Genomic DNA, 16,496 nt, shown 5'->3' on the forward strand with positions numbered 1-16,496 from the left:
TATAAGTAAATAAATGTAAAATTTTAATCAATTTATTGTAAACACAGCATATATATCGCATATAACTAAGTATAGATTATTCTAATATAAGTCATGCATTTACCACTATTGTGTATGTTGTTTGCACTGTGAGCAATATTGTTATAGTGTGCATCGTGTTTGATAATTAATTCGTCTCTATTTGCTCTGTGTTTTGGAGAATTTGTGATGTCTTTATTTAAGAATATGCTTGTAAAAAACCACCTTGTTGGTATGGCAATTGTAGCCTCAGCACTCTTCACTCCCGCAATTGCTTCTGCGGCTACGGCTTATATATCCGCTTCAGTCAATGTTCGCTCCGGCCCAGGTGCAAATTACGGACGGCTTGCAACACTTCCTGCAGGTATTACGGTTAATGCCGGTTCCTGCCGCAACGGCTGGTGCCAGATTTATAATGGCAGCAGTGTTGGTTTCGTCTCGGCGCGTTATGTCCGCTTTGGTTCGTATAATGGCGCTTACGCTGCCCCATCCAACACGACCGTAATCGTCAGTAATGACGGATACGATAATGGTTGGGCTCCCGGCTTCGGACTCGGTCTCGGTTTAGGTTGGGCATCGGGCGGTGGCTATTGGGGACCAGGCTGGGGTGGTGGTCCCGGCTGGCGCGGTGGCCCGAATTACATCAATGGTTGTATCGGTCGCAACTGCCAGTCCAATCGTGGCGGTGGACGCAATGGCTGGAACCCACGTTGGGGGCATGGCCCGCAATGGGGCGGCAGAGGATGGCCGAACGGCGGACGTGGAAACTGGGGGCCTGGTCGGGGTGTAGGACCACGTTTCACGTCTGGCCCAGATCACTTCGGTGGTTTCGGCGGCGGTGGCATGCATTTTGGAAACATGCGGCCAATGCACGCCGGGCGTTAAAAATAATAGCGGTCTTTTAAATATCAGGTCGTTATCCTCCCCTCCTGATGACCTGATCCGCGGCTCGCTGGACTCCCCTCCCTCCAGCGGGCCGCAATCATTTTGCTATCTGAGCGGTTCCAACTTTAGAGCGCATCTTATCCGAAAAGTGTGAAGCGGTTTTCGGATAAGATGCGCGTAGAAAAATGATTAGCGAGCCGATTTGGTCCGGTCAGATCGAAACGCATTCTAGCAGTCTCAATATTAACGCTCTCCATTAACTCTCCATTGACTCAATCTATTCAAAATAGGGAATAGTTGACCTTTGAGCTTTGGAAGCGCTTTGAGATTCTAATCGGACCGTCGCGTATATTCGGTTTTTCTTAGATTAAATCTCATCCGGGCTTGAAATGTCATAACGCATTTGGGTTGAAGCTTGGCCTTCCCACTACTCTATGTTAATCCCTGAATCGTCCTGGGATTGGGGGAGGACGAAGCGCTACCCAAGCGGTCGTGAAATAGAAACCGGACAGTAACGTGTATGACTTGGAGTAACAGGACGATACAGGGAAGAAGTCTCATTGTGCTCGCGCTCGCGGTGCAATTTGCTTCAATGACGGTGTCGCCTGCATTGGCGTTCGAAATTTTTGGCGTCCGTCTTTGGGGTAAAGAGAAGACGGAAGATGCCGATGCGGTCATCTCTGATCCGAAACACTATTCAGTGAATGTAGAAGCGACAGGCAGTCGAAAGAATGCCGACGGCAGCGATGCGGATTTGAAATCTGTTATTGAAGGCGCATCCGGTCTGGTTTCAGACGAGGATAAGCCCGCCTCAGGTTCCGCTGGACTGCTTGCCAAGGCACGCGGTGATTACCGCCGTATCCTGTCGTCGCTTTATGGCGAAGGGCGCTATGGCGGCACGATTTCCCTCAAGGTTGATGGACGCGAAGCCAACGACATTCCCGTAGATGCGGATATTCCCGACAATGCCAAAATCGATATTTCAGTCGATCCCGGTCCGCAGTTTTTGTTCTCGCGTACGGCAATTTCCAATATCGCGCCACCACCTGTCGATAAGAAAGACAAGGTGCAATCGCCTGAAGAAGCAGGTTTCGCACCGGGCAAAGTTGCACGTTCCGGTACAATCCTGAAAGCTGAACGTCTCGCGGTTGAAGCGTGGCGTCAGCAAGGCTATGCGAAAGCCAAGGTGACAGGCGAAGATATCGTCGCCGATCACGATGGAAACACGCTTGCAGCCGACGTATCACTCGATCCTGGTCGCAAGGCACATTATGGCCCTGTAAGCGTGGTGGGTACTGCGCGTATGGACCCGCAATTCATCGCCTGGATGACAGGATTGAAACCGGGGCAGGAATATGATCCAGACGATATTGAGAAGGCGAAGAAGCGTCTTGGACGCATGGAAGTCTTCCGTGCAATGAATTTTGAGGAAGCCGAGCAGATTGAACCGGATGGCAATCTGCCGATGACGCTCAATGTTCAGGAGCGCAAACCACGCCGCTTTGGCTTTGGTGCTGAATATTCGACGCTCGATGGTTTTGGTGTGACAGGATATTGGATGCATCGCAACCTGTTTGGCAAAGGCGAGCGTCTGCGCTTTGATGCCAAGGTCAGCGGTGTCGGTGGCTCGCAGGACAACTCGTTCGATCCGGCCAACTTCACCTATATGGTTGGCACAAGCTTCACGAAGCCGGGCGTTTTCACACCGGATACGGATTTCGTGGCCGCACTTGATGCCAAGCGCGAAGTGCTCGACGCTTATACCGAAACCTCGATCAACGCGAAAACCGGGTTTACGCAGATTTTCAGCGATGAGCTTTCAGGTGCGCTTTATGCCAAGGCGAGCCATGGCCGCTTCGATGACGATTATTTCGGAACACGCGAATTCACGACCGGCGGGCTTGAAGGCAATCTCCTTTATGATGGCCGTAACAACAAGCCTGATCCAAGCTCCGGCGTTTATCTCGAAGGCAATGTTCAACCGTTCTACGAATTCCAGCGGGGCAATTTTGCGACCCGTTTCACCGCGGAAGGCCGTGCCTATTACGGTTTTGGCGCAACAAACCGCGTGATTCTTGCAGGCCGCGTGAAAGTTGGTTCTATCGTCGGTGCGGAGATTGAAGATCTCCCACCGAATCAGCTCTTCCTTGCAGGCGGCGGCGGTTCAATCCGTGGCTATTCCTATCGTGGCGTTGGTGTTGAAACATCGACTGGTGACGTTATCGGTGGTCGCTCTCTGGTCGAGGCATCGGGCGAAGTACGCACACGCGTAACCGATTCCATCGGTGTGGTCGGCTTTGTCGATGCGGGCTATGTGGGCGAGCAATCCTATCCAGATTTTTCGGAAGAAATGCGTATCGGCGCGGGCTTGGGTCTGCGCTACCTGACGGGGCTTGGACCTATCCGTCTTGACGTCGCACTTCCACTTAACCGCCGCTCGGGCGATCCGAGCTATGCGTTCTACGTAGGCATAGGACAGGCGTTTTGACCAGATTTCTCGCACTCTTAGCCTTCATTCTCTTTGCCATTCCTGTGGTCGCGCAGGAGCAGGCGGAAGAAGAGAAGTCGTATTTTATTTCTTTTGTGGAGAGCAAACTTTCCGCACCGAACCGTCGCATCCAGTTTTCGGGCTTGAGTGGCCTTCTGTCGTCTGAAGCAAGTGTTGGCGCTATAACCATTGCCGACCGTGAAGGCGTGTGGCTGCGTATCGAGAATGCCAAGCTCAACTGGAGCCGTACGGCACTCTTCACTGGTCGCCTGAGCATCCAGTCGTTGGTGGCCGAGCGTATCGATATCATCCGCAAGCCATTGCCGGACAACAGCCTGCCATCGCCGGAATCGTCAAGCTTCAGCCTGCCGGAGCTACCGCTCTCGGTCAATATAGATAGTCTCGATGTGGCGCGCTTGCATTTTGGGCAGGATATTTTTGGGCTTCAGTCGGAAGTATCACTCAACGGCAATCTGTCGCTCGCCGACGGATCGTTGAATTCAGCCTTTGATATCAAGCGTCTTGATGGGCCGGGCGGCAATTTTGCGCTCAGAGCGGCTTATGCCAATGCCGATCAGAAGCTTGATCTTGATCTCAAAGTCGCAGAGCCTGCCAATGGCATCGTCGCCAATCTGCTCAATATCGATGGACGCCCGCCGGTTGATCTCACTTTGACGGGTAAGGGAACGCTTGACGATCTCAAGATTGACCTGGCACTTGATACCAATCGCAATCGCACGCTGACAGGTGGCTTCACATTGGCGCGTCAGGCCGATGGCCGCGTCTTTGCAACTCGTGTGGATGGTCCGATCGCTGTTTTGGTTCCTCCGGCATTTCGCGACTTCTTTGGTGCTGAAACTGCCTTGTCTGCGAACGGTTTTCTGAAAGATGGTGGTGGTTTCCGCCTTGACGATCTGGCGTTGACGACGGCTGCATTGAAGGTGAAAGCCTCTGCGGAATCGGGCAGCGATGGCTTTCTGAACAAGCTGCGCGTTGATGCGAATATTCAGGATGATAGCAAGGGGCAGGTGCTCTTGCCGGTCAAGGGTGGTGAGACAACCATCAACAATGCAACGCTTCAGATTGCTTACGGCGACCGTCCGACCAATGACTGGACCGGAAAGCTTGCGATTGCTGGCTTCAAGAATGCGACTGTTTCCGCGTCGAGCATCGCGCTCGACATGGGTGGCGCTGCTGAAAACCTCAACGATGCCGCCAATCGCCGTGTAACCTTTGATGTTAAGGGCGGCGTGAGCGGTATCGATGCGACAGACGCAAAAATTGCTGAGGCGCTTGGCGACAAAATTGATCTGGCGATCGCAGGTGGCTGGCGTGCCGGTACTGCTGTCGATCTTGACAAAGCAAGCATCGAAGGCAACGGCCTCAGCTTAGAGCTTCAGGGTAAGATCAATGATTTTGTTTTCAACGGCGATATTCTCGCTAAGGTCGCAAGCCTCGCGCCTTATGGTGCGCTGGCCGATCGCGATCTGGCGGGCAGCATTGATGTGAAGGCATCAGGCAATCTTAGCCCGATCAGCGGTGCGTTTGACTTTATGCTGGATGGCAACGCACAGAATATGCGCACCGGCACGGAAGCGGTCGACAATATTCTTGACGGCAATGTTCAGCTGAGCGGTGGAATCGCAAGAAGCGCACAAGGGTTTTCTGCGCGCAATTTTCGCATCGGCAACGAGCTGAGCGAAATTACCGCTAATGGCTCTTTCGCATCCGACAAAGCCGATTTCGATTTTGGCGTCGCGCTGTCTGATCTCAAGCTTCTGTCTGACAAAGCCTCCGGTCGCATGACGATCAAAGGCAGCGCGCGCGGCGAGGACAAGCTGATTGCACTGGCACTGCGCGCCGATGCTCCACAAGGGGCGCTTGCGGACCGCAAGCTTTCCGAAGGGGCTCTTGATTTCAACGCGCTTCTGGATGGCAATGCAACTACGGGTGCATCGCTTTCAGGCAAGCTTGCAGGCGGTGCATTCCTTAATGGAGAACGCGTCGATATCGGGTCGCTGATCGATATCGTCAATGACGAGAAGCGTCTGACGAACCTCGTCTTCAACGCAGGTGGCGCGCATCTTTCGGGCAATTTCACACAGAACGCCAAGGGACTGCTGGCTGGTCAGTTAAATGTGGATGCGCCGGATATTTCGACGGCTGCCGCCCTTTTCCTTGCCGATGCAACAGGCGCTGCGAATGCCGACATCACGCTAGATGCAAATGGCGAGCGCCAGAATGCGACCGTCAATGCCAAGGCCAGTGGTCTGAAGATCAACGGCAATCACATTGCGTCTGCTGACATCGCGCTTACAGCACAAGACCTGTTCGGTGTTCCGGTTGTGGATGGTGCCGCGGGTGCCCGCGACATTCTGGTAGGCACTTTTGGGATCGATAATTTCGATGCCAAGGCCAATGCAACCGGCACAAAGACTGATTTTACGGCCAGCACCAAACTCAAAATTGGTACGGTTGCGAATGCTGCCGGCTCACTTGAACCCAAGGACGGCGGGTTTGAACTGGGGCTGACATCGGCCGACGTGAAGCAGGGCGCATTGTCAGCAACGCTTGCGGCACCTGCAACCATTGCCATGAAGGGAAGCGACATCTCGTTTGGCGATATCATCGTCAATACGGGTGACGGTCAGGTCAAGGTCAATGGTGCAATCGGAGAGCGTCTTGATCTTTCGGTTGCTCTTTCCAATCTGCCGCTTGCACTTGCCAATACATTCAAACCTGAGCTTGGCCTCGGCGGTACGATCAACGGTACGGCACGCGTCACAGGTACGCGTGAAAAGCCAAATGCGGCTTTCGATATTGCTGCGCGCGGCTTGACTGCGGCTGAGCTGAAAAATCAAGGCATCGCACCACTTAATGCGGATGCAAAGGGCAGCTCCGACAACAATCGTCTGAATGTTGATGCCCATGTCACGGGCGGAGGCGGCATCGATGTCACTGCGAAGGGCGGAGTACCGCTTGGGCAGGGCGACATGGCGGTCGATATCAATCTCGCCAATCTGCCGCTGACTGCTCTTAATGGTGCCGTTAAGGGGCAGGACCTTGCCGGCAATGTAACAGGCACGGCGCGCATTACAGGCCCTCTCACCAATCCAGCCGCAAGCTTTAATCTGCGTGGCACAGGTTTGGCGGCAAAACCTCTGCGCGATAATGGCCTAGCACCTTTGAGCCTTCAGGCTGCAGGAAATTACGCCGCTAAGGCCGTCGATATTTCCTCGCTGACAGTTGATGGCCCGCAGGGCCTCAATGTTACCGCAAACGGCAAGGTGCCGTTCTCAGGACAGGGGCTCGGTGTGAATGTTTCGGGCAGCTTGCCTCTGGCGCTCGCCAATCGCTTCCTCGCGGATCGCGGTGCGCAGGCAAGTGGTACGCTGTCGCTCACAGCAAGTGTTTCGGGTGGCTTTGATAAGCCGCAGCTGCGCGGTATGTTCTCGACGTCTGGCGCACAGTTCATTGATCCTGAAACTAATGTTCGCCTCAACAACATCAATGTCATGGGGGCGATGGAGGGTGAGACCATTACACTCCGTCAGGTCAATGCAGCTTTTGGCAGCGGTGGCGCAATTTCTGCGACCGGCACGATCTCGACCAATGCAGCGGCCAATTTCCCTGCCTATATCGACATCAAGCTTGACCGTGCTCGCTACGCGGACGGCAAGCTGGTAGTCGCGACCGTCAATGGCGGCATCTCGATCACCGGCCCGCTGATGCGCGATCCGCTGATTTCAGGCCGTATTGATGTTGATCGTGCCGAGATTACGGTTCCAGAAAATCTCGGCGGCGGAGCGGCTTACGTTCCTGTTCGCCATATAAATACGCCAAAGAATGTTCAGGCAACGCTCGATCGTGCCAAGGTAGAGACGCGCCGCAGCAGGGTGCCAACACCGACAGCACGTCCAACAGTGCCACGTCTCGATGTCACTGTGAACGCGCCAAACCAGATCTTTGTGCGGGGTCGCGGCCTCGATACGGAATTGGGTGGACGCGTTCGTTTGACCGGACCTGTGACGGATATCAAACCGGTGGGTTCGTTCGACCTGATCCGTGGCCGCATCGGCATTCTTGGTCAGCGCATTACCTTTGATGAAGGTCACGTAACGCTGGTGGGTGATCTTAATCCGCAGCTTAATTTCGTTGCGCGCAGCGAAGGTGATGATATTACGGCCATTGTGACAGTCACTGGCACGGTCGACAATCTCAATATCGTCTTCTCTTCCTCGCCGGAACTGCCGCAGGATGAAGTGCTTGCTCATCTCATCTTTAAGCGCTCGATTGGCGAATTGTCGGCCTTCCAGATTGCGCAGCTCGCAGCCGCAGCGGCCGAACTTGCTGGCGGTTCCAACAACTCGCTGATGGGCAAACTGCGCCAGGGAACGGGCTTAGACGATATTGATGTCGTAACCGACAGCAAGGGCGAAACCGCTGTACGCGCCGGTCGTTATATTCGCGATAATATCTATCTTGGCGTGGAAGCTGGTTCCGGCGGTTCGACCAAGGGCACCGTCAATCTCGACATTTCCAGAAACCTCAAGGTCAAGGGTGCTTTGGGATCGGAAGGCGATTCCAGCGGCGGTATTTTCTATGAAAAAGATTATTGATTGATCGGCAGAATTTGATCAAAAAGGCCGGGCTCATGCCCGGCCTTTTTTATTAATCAACAATTGGCGGCAACCATTTTTCTTAACGTTTACGCGAGTGGATTAACGCTTCCTCAACCATAAGGACGCAAATTGTCGAAACGATAAGAAGGCATTTTGCCGATTGTTTCGAGTTGGGCGATTTGTATGTCTAAGTTGAATGAGAAATTAAGCCGTCGTCATTTTCTGCTCGGTACGGGTGCTGTCTTGCTGGGTGGCGTTACGGGCTGTTCACAAACGATGGACATGTCTGCATTCCAGATGAACGTCGATCCGATGTCCACCGGCGGCATTACACCGATGCGTCCGCAAATTAGCGTGGACAAGGCGATCACTACGCCTGACGTGATGTATGCGGCGGTGCAGGAAGGGCAATATGCGCTTCCAGCGATTCCTTATGCCAAAGTGCCGAAAGAATTCCGTCGCCAGATAGTGCCGGATCCGACAGGCGAAGCGCCGGGAACGATTGTGGTCAGCACCAAGGACCACTTCCTATACTACGTGCTCCCTGGTGGTGAAGCGCTCCGTTATGGCGTTGGCATCGGTAAGGCGGGCTTTGAATGGCAGGGCCGCGCCAATGTTCAGTACAAGAAGCAATGGCCGCGCTGGACGCCTCCGCCGGAAATGATCCAGCGCAGGCCAGACCTTGAAAAGTATCGCAACGGTCAGGAGCCGGGCCCGCAAAACCCGCTCGGCGCGCGTGCGCTTTATATCTTCCAGAATGGTCGCGACACGGGTTACCGCATCCACGGATCACCTGAATGGTGGTCGATTGGCCAGTCGATGTCGTCGGGCTGTATCCGCCTGATGAATCAGGACATCATTGATCTATATAATCGTGTTCAGGGAAAGGCACCGATCATCGTTGGATGATCGGTGTTTCATCTCGCAAAAGAATTAGAGCGCATCCGGAAAAATTTGAAGCGGTTTTCGGATAAGACGCGCAAAGAGAAAAGAGCGTGTGCATTCAGGAAATGCACACGCTCTAAAGTTTTCCGGGCTGACTGGAGGTCGTATTGCCCGGTTATTCGGATGCTTCGTTCGCGACGATTATTCGTAACGACCTGTCTTGGCTGCTGTGTCGGCAAAAGCGACGAGGCGTGAAAGCTCAATCTTCATGCTATCCACTGAAGCGTGGAGTGTCTGTGATTTCGGGGCGGTCATATCTTGCGCCATCTGGGTGGATATTGCCGGCATGGCAAAGGATGCTGTCGTTAGAGCAATGGCTGCAACAAAGCCGAGGCGTCGTTCGGTTCTGGCTTGCATTTTGTTCTCCTCGCGCCGCAATGAGCGGTCTCAATCAAAGTGGTTTCCTACGCAGCGTTCCTGAAATTAGTGAAAGGTCGCGCGACGGGTAATGTTCAAAGCAATGTCGATGGCATGGATCGGTATTGGCAACAAAGTCTGTCCGAAATCGGCCAATGTGTCGGCAAAATTGCGGGCCGCATCTGCCACATCGTCGCAACGCCGTTTACAGGCGATTGCCTCAAGGCAGGTATCGAGCAGCAAGCCATCCTGATTTTGGATACCTGAAATCAGGCCCAGCGTCAGACATTCCTCTCGGCACACATGGTGCGAGTCGAATGGAAAAGCTCTCAACTGACAGCTTGCACAATGGCGCAGCACACGAATAAACTGGGAAAGCTCGGCGATTGCACGCTTTGCTTCAGAGGTCCCAAGCACTTCCGAATAGAGGCCCCAGGTCATTTCCCAGGGAATGATCGATCCGGTTTCAAAACCGGCAGTCCAGCGGCGATAGCCTTCAAGCACCAGCTTTTCCGGCAGGCGATCATAATAGCCCACGCTGTTGGTGCCGTTCAGCTCCGAGATACGCATATTCATGTTCGCCTCCATTCAGAGGGCCGAACAAATGCGCAGCTTTGCTGCTTATGCTTCGCGAGGCGTTCTGTTTCCCCTCGCGCATTGCAATATCCGGTCGGCAAAAGATGAAGTTGCCATGGCAATCCATCCACATTTGCGGACCGGCATTCACTGAGACCGATCATCAGGTCCTCCAATCGAAAGGGTTCAAGGCCCAGACATCAAAGGTTGCACAAAATAACTCACATGCATAAAAGCCGCATTTTGATCTGGAGTCAATTACTCAGCTTTTAAAAAGATGAATTATTTCAATAGTGTAGAATTATTCTAGACTATTACATTCATGTTTATAGCAATAAACGAAGAACGCAACCGCTACAACGGGGTAGCGGTTGCGGCAAACGGGCGCATAAAGCACGGAGAGAAGCGCGTCATCGCCCTTTGCTCTCAATATTAAAGCGCATCCCGAAAAGTGTGAAACGGTTTTCGGACAAAGATGCGCGTTAAAACAGATAATTAGAGCGCCGATCTGATCCAATCAGATCGAAACGCGCTCTAAAGCGTGTCGCGCGTTAATCGTTTATCTTAACGCATTTCTTTATCCCAAAACCGGTTTCCACTTTTGGGAGACATGCTTTAATGATTTGAATGGTCGTCGGATTTACCGCTTTGCGGGGTCACTGGAAATTCGAGATCAATCTTGCCAGCCTTTTCGAATTCCAGTGTCGCGGAAACCTTATCACCTTCCTTGTAAGGCGTTTCCGGCTGGATGAACATCAGATGATATCCGCCCGATTTCAGCTCCACGGATTCTCCCGCTGGAATATCCAGCCCGCCGTCGAGCTTGCGCATCTTCATGACTTGATTTTCCATGCTCATTTCATGGATTTCAACGCGCTTGACGCCTGTGGTGCTGACGCTAACCAGCTTGTCCGCGACCTTGCCTTCATTTGCAACGGTCAGGAAACCGCCAGCGACTTTCGCACCTGGAACCATGGCGCGGATCGAAGGGGCGGTGATTGTTAGATCTCCGACCTTGATTGGGGCCATGGCGTGATCGCCATGATTTGCCTGGTCGTTATGCGAACCATGCCCACCGTGGCCGGCATGTTCATCGGAGTCGGTCGCTGCCAGCACTTGAAGCTGCGGAGCAGGATGCTCCAGATCGTGCGGGTTCTGACCTTCTTTGGCAATCTCGGTCCAGGCAACGGAATCATCGGTTCCGCAGAACTGCGTTACGGGGAAGGAGAGTGTTGTGTCCTTGTCGAATTTTGCAAGCTGACCAACCACGACGAACTCATCGTAAAAATCGCTTGGCAGATCGCCTTCGCTCCATGTCACCTGCTTGACGCCGGAGGTCACATCCTTGCCGTGGACCTTATAGCTCTCAGCGTAATCGCCTTTGGCGGTTTCAACTTTCCAGCCCGCTTTTGGCTGCGGCTGTGCAGAGATAAAACCTTCTGGCAGCTCGACCTTTACCGCCGTTGTAGCCTTGCCCTCGCAACCATGTGGAATACGAACGACCGCCTTATAGAAGCCACCTGCTTTAGCTTCGCTCTTTTCAAGCGATGAATGGGCAGTTGCTATCCCTGCGGAAGCAAAAAGAGCAATAATAGAAACGGCAGGTGCGAAAGAACGAAAATTTTTCATTGTGATAAACCTGAATAGTCATGTGTTCGGGCGCAGCTTAGCTCTAAGCACGCGTTGAAAGACTGGTTTCAGGCGAAGGGGGGCGCTTGTGGCGGCGCCGATGGCGGATAGATGTCACGCCAGAGAACAGGCTGGGATGGCACAACTGTAAGCGCCAAAGCCATTTGCGGTGCTGCCCCTGTCGATGGAGCAGGTTGCGGGCACAGGTATGCAGATGAAATTCGGCAGGCTTCGCAGACATTGCTGTTGTGCAGATGCTGATCGTGGCCATGGCCGCTTTTATCAACCGCATGATCAGTGATGCAGAGCACCGGATAAGTGCCATCGGGCAGAACATATTCTGCAAGCAGCAACTCTTCAGCAGATGCGATATTGATCGGCTTGTGTGCGAAAGCAACGAGCATCAGCGCCAGTACGCTTAGCAAACGTACTGCCAGCATCACCCGCAAATGTGTAGCACCGGCCTTCAACTCTCAGCTTCTCCTTTGTGCAGAGCTTTAACTAATTCATCATGGCCGTCTTTGCCAAGCGTCAAATAGCAGCGCTTTAAGGGAATAGGGCAGCATGTTTGGTTGTGTAAGGTTCTAACGGCAATACTGCCTTACTGCCTAATTACACATATCGCCCGCCGCGCTGAATGACCTCGATCTTGTAACCGTCCGGGTCTTCCACGAAAAAGAAGCGCGCGACCTGCACATCACCATTCTTGAAGTCTACGAGCTTGCCGACTTTGAGCCCTAGCTCCATGAAGCGTGTGTATTCGGCATCAAGATCATCGACGACAACGGCGAGATGTCCATAACCATCGCCAAGATTGTAAGGTTCAGTACGGCCGTTGTTGACGGTCAGCTCGACCTCAAAATCAGTTTCCTCATTGCGCAGATAGATCAGCGTGAAAGTTTCAAAATCGATACGCTCTGCGATCTTCAACCTGAAGGCCTGATCGTAGAAGGAAACGGATCTTTCCTCATTGAGAACGCGTATCATTGAATGGACGGCTTTAGCCATGATGTCACCTGCCTGCTGGAAACTCTTTTATCGGATCTATTGGCCTTTTGGCTAAAACTGGATTATCTCAAGACATGCAAAGCGGGCAAGCTCAATGCGTGTTGCAGACGAGGACTTGCTGCAGACGAGGTTTGAATAATGTCAGGCGTAACGCGTGAACAGGTTCTGGAACGGCTAAAGGCCGTGACAGGTCCAGATTTTGAAAGCGATGTCGTGTCGCTCGGTCTGGTGTCGGATATTTTTATTGCCGACGGCAAGGTCTTCTTTTCCATCACAGTCCCGGCGGATCGTGCGAATGCGCTTGAGCCGATGCGGCTTGCCGCTGAAAAAACAGTGAAGGAAATCCCGGGCGTGTCCGGTGCGCTGGTGACGCTGACTGCGGAAAAGAAAGGTGGTCGGACCAGCGATGATGCTCCACCACCACCGAAACCTCAACCACGACCGGCTCCAGCTCCTGCCGCCGCCCATAGTCATGCTTCCCCGCCACGTCCTGCTGGCAAGCCCGGCGTTCCCGGTGTTGGGGCGATCATCGCTGTTGCATCAGGCAAGGGCGGCGTTGGTAAATCTACGACGGCGGTCAATCTCGCGCTCGGCATGTTGGCCAATGGGCTTAAGGTCGGCATTCTTGATGCAGATATTTACGGGCCCTCCATGCCGCGCCTGCTCGGTCTTTCGGGGCGACCCGAAACGATTGAAGGCCGTACGCTGAAGCCGATGGAAAATTATGGCCTTAAGGTCATGTCCATGGGCTTCATGGTGGAAGAAGACACGCCCATGATCTGGCGTGGGCCGATGGTCATTTCGGCGCTGACGCAGATGTTGCGTGAAGTGGCGTGGGGCGAACTGGATGTACTCGTCGTCGATATGCCTCCCGGCACTGGCGACGCACAGCTCACCATGGCGCAGCAGGTTCCGCTCGCGGGCGCAGTCATCGTGTCTACGCCACAGGATCTGGCTTTGATCGATGCGCGCAAGGGCCTTAACATGTTCCGTAAGGTGGATGTACCGCTTTTGGGCATTGTGGAGAATATGAGCTATTTCATCGCGCCTGATACCGGCACGCGTTACGATATTTTCGGCCATGGTGGTGCACGCAAGGAAGCTGAACGGCTGAACGTGCCTTTTCTGGGGGAAGTGCCGCTTCACATGGATGTACGCGCCCATTCCGATAATGGCACGCCAATTACAGTCGTGGAGCCGGAGAGCGAACATGCGGTGATCTATCGCGACATCGCTCGCAAAGTTTGGGAAAACATGAAGGCGGGCAAGGGAGCTGGAAAGCCCGCTCCGGCGATTGTTTTTGACTAAACTAGAAAAGGGCCCTTTCGGGCCCTTTTTATTATAGTTCGTCTCCCAAGAGTGGAAACAGGCTTTAGGTAACTACGCTCGGCTCGGTTCGTCCACTGCGTTTTTTCACTTCAGTGATTTGTTCGGCGGCGTCAATCAGAGTAGCCAAAGTTTCCTGCGTATCCAGATTGTGCTTGGCCTGATCTGCTTCGTAGCGCTCGATATAAATGCGGATAGTGGCTCCCGATGTGCCGGTGCCTGACAAACGCAAAACGACGCGCGACCCGCCTTCGAAATAGATGCGGATGCCCTGATGTTCGCTTACCGAATGATCGATCGGATCACGATAGGCGAAATCGTCGGTCTTCTCGATCTTGAGGCCATTAACGCTCGCGCCAGCCAGGCTTGCAAGCTTGCCGCGTAGATCAGAAACAAGCTTCTTTGCTATGTCGGAATCAACGGCTTCGTAATCATGGCGCGTATAATAGTTGCGTCCGAAACGCGCCCAATGCTCTGCCACGATGGCTTTTACGCTTTCCTTGCGCACGGCCAGAATGTTGAGCCAGAGGAGAACGGCCCATAGCCCGTCCTTCTCGCGCACATGATCTGAGCCGGTGCCGGAGCTTTCTTCGCCGCAGATCGTGACCTTGCCATGATCAAGCAGATTGCCGAAGAATTTCCAGCCAGTTGGTGTTTCATACATGCCGATGCCGAGCTTTTCCGCCACACGGTCAGCAGCGGCACTCGTCGGCATAGAGCGCGCAATGCCCTTGATGCCATCTTTGTAACCCGGCGCCAGATGCGCGTTGGCTGCAAGCATGGCGAGCGAATCGGATGGGGTCACGAAGACGCCACGACCGATAATGAGGTTGCGGTCGCCATCGCCATCCGATGCTGCACCGAAATCGGGCGCATTATCCGACATCAGCAGGTCGTAAAGCTCTTTGGCATAGACGAGGTTGGGGTCCGGATGATGGCCACCAAAATCCGGCAGCGGCATGAAATTCATCACGCTGCCTTCTGGTGCATCGAGGCGACGTTCGAAAATTTCTTTGGCGTAAGGGCCGGTGACGGCATGCATGGCATCGAATTTGATGCCAAAGCCGCCCTTGATCATGGCGCGGATTGCGTCAAAGTCGAACAGGCTCTCCATCAGTTCGGCATAATCCGTAACCGGATCGAAGATGACGATTTCAGTCTCGCCAATTTTGGCCGTGCCAATCGTGTCGATATCGATATCTGCAACTTCAGCGATTTTATACTGATCGATCACCTTGGAGCGGGCGAATATCGCCTCGGTGATCTTTTCCGGTGCCGGGCCACCATTCCCGATATTGTATTTGATACCGAAATCTTCGTTGGGCCCGCCGGGGTTATGGCTCGCAGAGAGAATCAAACCGCCGAAAGCCTTGTATTTGCGGATCATATTGGATGCGGCAGGGGTCGAAAGAATACCACCCTGACCGACCATGATGCGACCAAAGCCGTTCGCAGCAGCGCATTTCATGACTTTCTGGATCACTTCGCGATTGTAAAAGCGTCCATCGCCGCCGACCACAAGGGTTTTACCTTTGAAACCTTCCAGCACATCGAAAACTGACTGGATGAAGTTTTCAGCATAATTGGGCTGCTGGAAAACCGGGACTTTCTTGCGCAGTCCGGAGGTGCCGGGCTGCTGATCCTGAAAGGGCGTGGTGGCAACTGTTTTGACAGTCATAATTTTCCCATTCGATTCAATAATTTGAATTAGCAAGTGATCAGTCTTTGCGGTCATTGCAAGACAAGATAGATCAAACTTATTGTTTGAAAATAACAAACTGTGTGCTGTTTTACAGAAACTCTTCTAATTTTCGATTGAGGCTCCATCCTATGACACGTTGTCCAGCTGAAAGTCTGCCTGCGGAAATTCTTGCACGGCTTTCAAACAAGCAAGATCGTCTGATTGTCGCGATCGCTGGACCTCCCGGCGCGGGCAAGTCAACCCTGTCGGATTTTCTGCGGGACGCGATCAATAAAGACGGTGTTGGACCTGCCGTGGTCGTGCCCATGGACGGGTTTCATCTCGATAATGCAATCCTAGATGAGCGTGGGTTGCGCAGCCGCAAAGGCTCGCCGCCGACCTTTGATTGCGCAGGCTTTGCAGTACTTCTGGAGCGCTTGAAAAAAGCCTCTGAAGACATCGTCATTCCAGCTTTTGACCGCACGCTGGATCTGGCGCGTGCTGGCGCATCAATCGTTAGGGGCGAGCATCAGGTTCTGCTGGTTGAGGGTAATTATCTGCTTCTAAACCAGGAGCCATGGACGCGCCTTGCGCCGTTTTTCGATATGACTATTTTTCTGGACGTGCCTTTTGCGGAACTGGAGCGTCGTCTTATCCAGCGGTGGCTCGATTACGGGCATACTGAAGGTGCAGCCCGGGAGCGGGCGCTTTCCAATGATATTCCAAATGCCGAACTCGTGGTTTCGACTTCACGCGATGCGGAATACGTGGTCGCTTCGACATAAGACGTGACGGAAATTTGTATTATCGAGACTTGCAGCAGCCGATTCCTGCCTGCATGATGCAGGCAGGCGGCTCCAGTTAAGATAGAATCTTTGGAACTGCACTAACTCTTTTACGCATTATCCCACGCAAATAAGCTCAGGCACTTGTGCTGGAAATGCATCAGAATTCTCACGGG

The 16,496-nt window shown here is 53.3% G+C and carries 12 protein-coding genes; 6 read left to right on the forward strand and 6 right to left on the reverse strand.

What is annotated here, in order from left to right; all coding sequences use genetic code 11:
- Positions 1 to 207 precede the first annotated feature (207 nt).
- The 4 genes from CES85_RS09715 to CES85_RS09730 all read left to right on the forward strand — a co-directional run bounded on the left by CES85_RS09715 (position 208) and on the right by CES85_RS09730 (position 8,922).
- Positions 208 to 903 carry an SH3 domain-containing protein gene (locus CES85_RS09715; RefSeq protein WP_095445822.1) on the forward strand — a complete coding sequence of 232 codons (696 nt, stop codon included), beginning with the start codon at positions 208 to 210 and terminating at the stop codon, positions 901 to 903.
- A 520-nt stretch (positions 904 to 1,423) separates the two neighbouring features.
- Complete coding sequence (locus tag CES85_RS09720) at positions 1,424 to 3,391, forward strand: autotransporter assembly complex protein TamA (RefSeq protein WP_434063359.1); 1,968 nt, start codon at positions 1,424 to 1,426, stop codon at positions 3,389 to 3,391.
- Entirely contained in the window at positions 3,388 to 8,010 is a 4,623-nt protein-coding gene (locus tag CES85_RS09725) for a translocation/assembly module TamB domain-containing protein (protein WP_095445824.1), read from the forward strand. Before CES85_RS09720 ends, CES85_RS09725 begins: the two co-directional genes overlap by 4 nt.
- A 186-nt stretch (positions 8,011 to 8,196) precedes the next feature.
- Positions 8,197 to 8,922, forward strand: a complete 726-nt coding sequence (locus tag CES85_RS09730) for a L,D-transpeptidase (RefSeq protein WP_095445825.1) — start codon at positions 8,197 to 8,199, stop codon at positions 8,920 to 8,922.
- A gap of 177 nt (positions 8,923 to 9,099) precedes the next feature.
- Here CES85_RS09730 and CES85_RS09735 read toward each other — a convergent pair whose 3' ends face one another.
- The 5 genes from CES85_RS09735 to CES85_RS09755 all read right to left on the reverse strand — a co-directional run bounded on the left by CES85_RS09735 (position 9,100) and on the right by CES85_RS09755 (position 12,528).
- Entirely contained in the window at positions 9,100 to 9,315 is a 216-nt protein-coding gene (locus CES85_RS09735) for a hypothetical protein (RefSeq protein ID WP_095445826.1), read from the reverse strand.
- Between the two features lie 66 nt (positions 9,316 to 9,381).
- Positions 9,382 to 9,891, reverse strand: coding sequence for a hypothetical protein (locus tag CES85_RS09740; protein ID WP_191793747.1), 510 nt, complete (start codon positions 9,889 to 9,891; stop codon positions 9,382 to 9,384).
- 615 nt (positions 9,892 to 10,506) lie between these two features.
- The gene (locus CES85_RS09745; protein ID WP_095445827.1) at positions 10,507 to 11,520 is read right to left on the reverse strand and encodes a DUF1775 domain-containing protein; all 1,014 of its coding nucleotides are present in this window, start codon (positions 11,518 to 11,520) and stop codon (positions 10,507 to 10,509) included.
- Positions 11,521 to 11,588: 68 nt separating this feature from the next.
- Positions 11,589 to 11,990: a hypothetical protein gene (locus CES85_RS09750; RefSeq protein WP_421522210.1), complete on the reverse strand. Its 402-nt coding sequence runs from the start codon at positions 11,988 to 11,990 to the stop codon at positions 11,589 to 11,591.
- A gap of 142 nt (positions 11,991 to 12,132) precedes the next feature.
- A complete protein-coding gene (locus CES85_RS09755; RefSeq protein WP_095445828.1) occupies positions 12,133 to 12,528 on the reverse strand; it encodes a VOC family protein in 396 nt (131 codons plus the stop codon).
- A 138-nt stretch (positions 12,529 to 12,666) separates the two neighbouring features.
- Here CES85_RS09755 and CES85_RS09760 point away from each other — a divergent pair, with 138 nt between their 5' ends.
- On the forward strand, positions 12,667 to 13,836 hold the full coding sequence (locus CES85_RS09760) for an Mrp/NBP35 family ATP-binding protein (protein WP_095445829.1): 1,170 nt from the start codon (positions 12,667 to 12,669) through the stop codon (positions 13,834 to 13,836).
- A gap of 64 nt (positions 13,837 to 13,900) precedes the next feature.
- Here CES85_RS09760 and CES85_RS09765 read toward each other — a convergent pair whose 3' ends face one another.
- The gene (locus CES85_RS09765; protein WP_095445830.1) at positions 13,901 to 15,532 is read right to left on the reverse strand and encodes an alpha-D-glucose phosphate-specific phosphoglucomutase; all 1,632 of its coding nucleotides are present in this window, start codon (positions 15,530 to 15,532) and stop codon (positions 13,901 to 13,903) included.
- A 152-nt stretch (positions 15,533 to 15,684) separates the two neighbouring features.
- Here CES85_RS09765 and CES85_RS09770 point away from each other — a divergent pair, with 152 nt between their 5' ends.
- Positions 15,685 to 16,320, forward strand: coding sequence for a nucleoside/nucleotide kinase family protein (locus tag CES85_RS09770; RefSeq protein WP_095445831.1), 636 nt, complete (start codon positions 15,685 to 15,687; stop codon positions 16,318 to 16,320).
- The last annotated feature ends 176 nt before the right edge of the window (positions 16,321 to 16,496 follow it).

The sequence above is a fragment of the Ochrobactrum quorumnocens genome (assembly GCF_002278035.1).
Lineage (GTDB): Bacteria > Pseudomonadota > Alphaproteobacteria > Rhizobiales > Rhizobiaceae > Brucella > Brucella quorumnocens.

Excerpts from the sequence above, each read along its gene's own strand:
- CES85_RS09715 (WP_095445822.1), top strand. The coding sequence starts at position 208 with ATGTCTTTATTTAAGAATATGCTTGTAAAAAACCACCTTGTTGGTATG.
- CES85_RS09720 (WP_434063359.1), top strand. The coding sequence starts at position 1,424 with ATGACTTGGAGTAACAGGACGATACAGGGAAGAAGTCTCATTGTGCTC.
- CES85_RS09730 (WP_095445825.1), top strand. The coding sequence starts at position 8,197 with ATGTCTAAGTTGAATGAGAAATTAAGCCGTCGTCATTTTCTGCTCGGT.
- CES85_RS09735 (WP_095445826.1), bottom strand. The coding sequence starts at position 9,315 with ATGCAAGCCAGAACCGAACGACGCCTCGGCTTTGTTGCAGCCATTGCT.
- CES85_RS09740 (WP_191793747.1), bottom strand. The coding sequence starts at position 9,891 with ATGAATATGCGTATCTCGGAGCTGAACGGCACCAACAGCGTGGGCTAT.
- CES85_RS09745 (WP_095445827.1), bottom strand. The coding sequence starts at position 11,520 with ATGAAAAATTTTCGTTCTTTCGCACCTGCCGTTTCTATTATTGCTCTT.
- CES85_RS09755 (WP_095445828.1), bottom strand. The coding sequence starts at position 12,528 with ATGGCTAAAGCCGTCCATTCAATGATACGCGTTCTCAATGAGGAAAGA.
- CES85_RS09760 (WP_095445829.1), top strand. The coding sequence starts at position 12,667 with ATGTCAGGCGTAACGCGTGAACAGGTTCTGGAACGGCTAAAGGCCGTG.
- CES85_RS09765 (WP_095445830.1), bottom strand. The coding sequence starts at position 15,532 with ATGACTGTCAAAACAGTTGCCACCACGCCCTTTCAGGATCAGCAGCCC.
- CES85_RS09770 (WP_095445831.1), top strand. The coding sequence starts at position 15,685 with ATGACACGTTGTCCAGCTGAAAGTCTGCCTGCGGAAATTCTTGCACGG.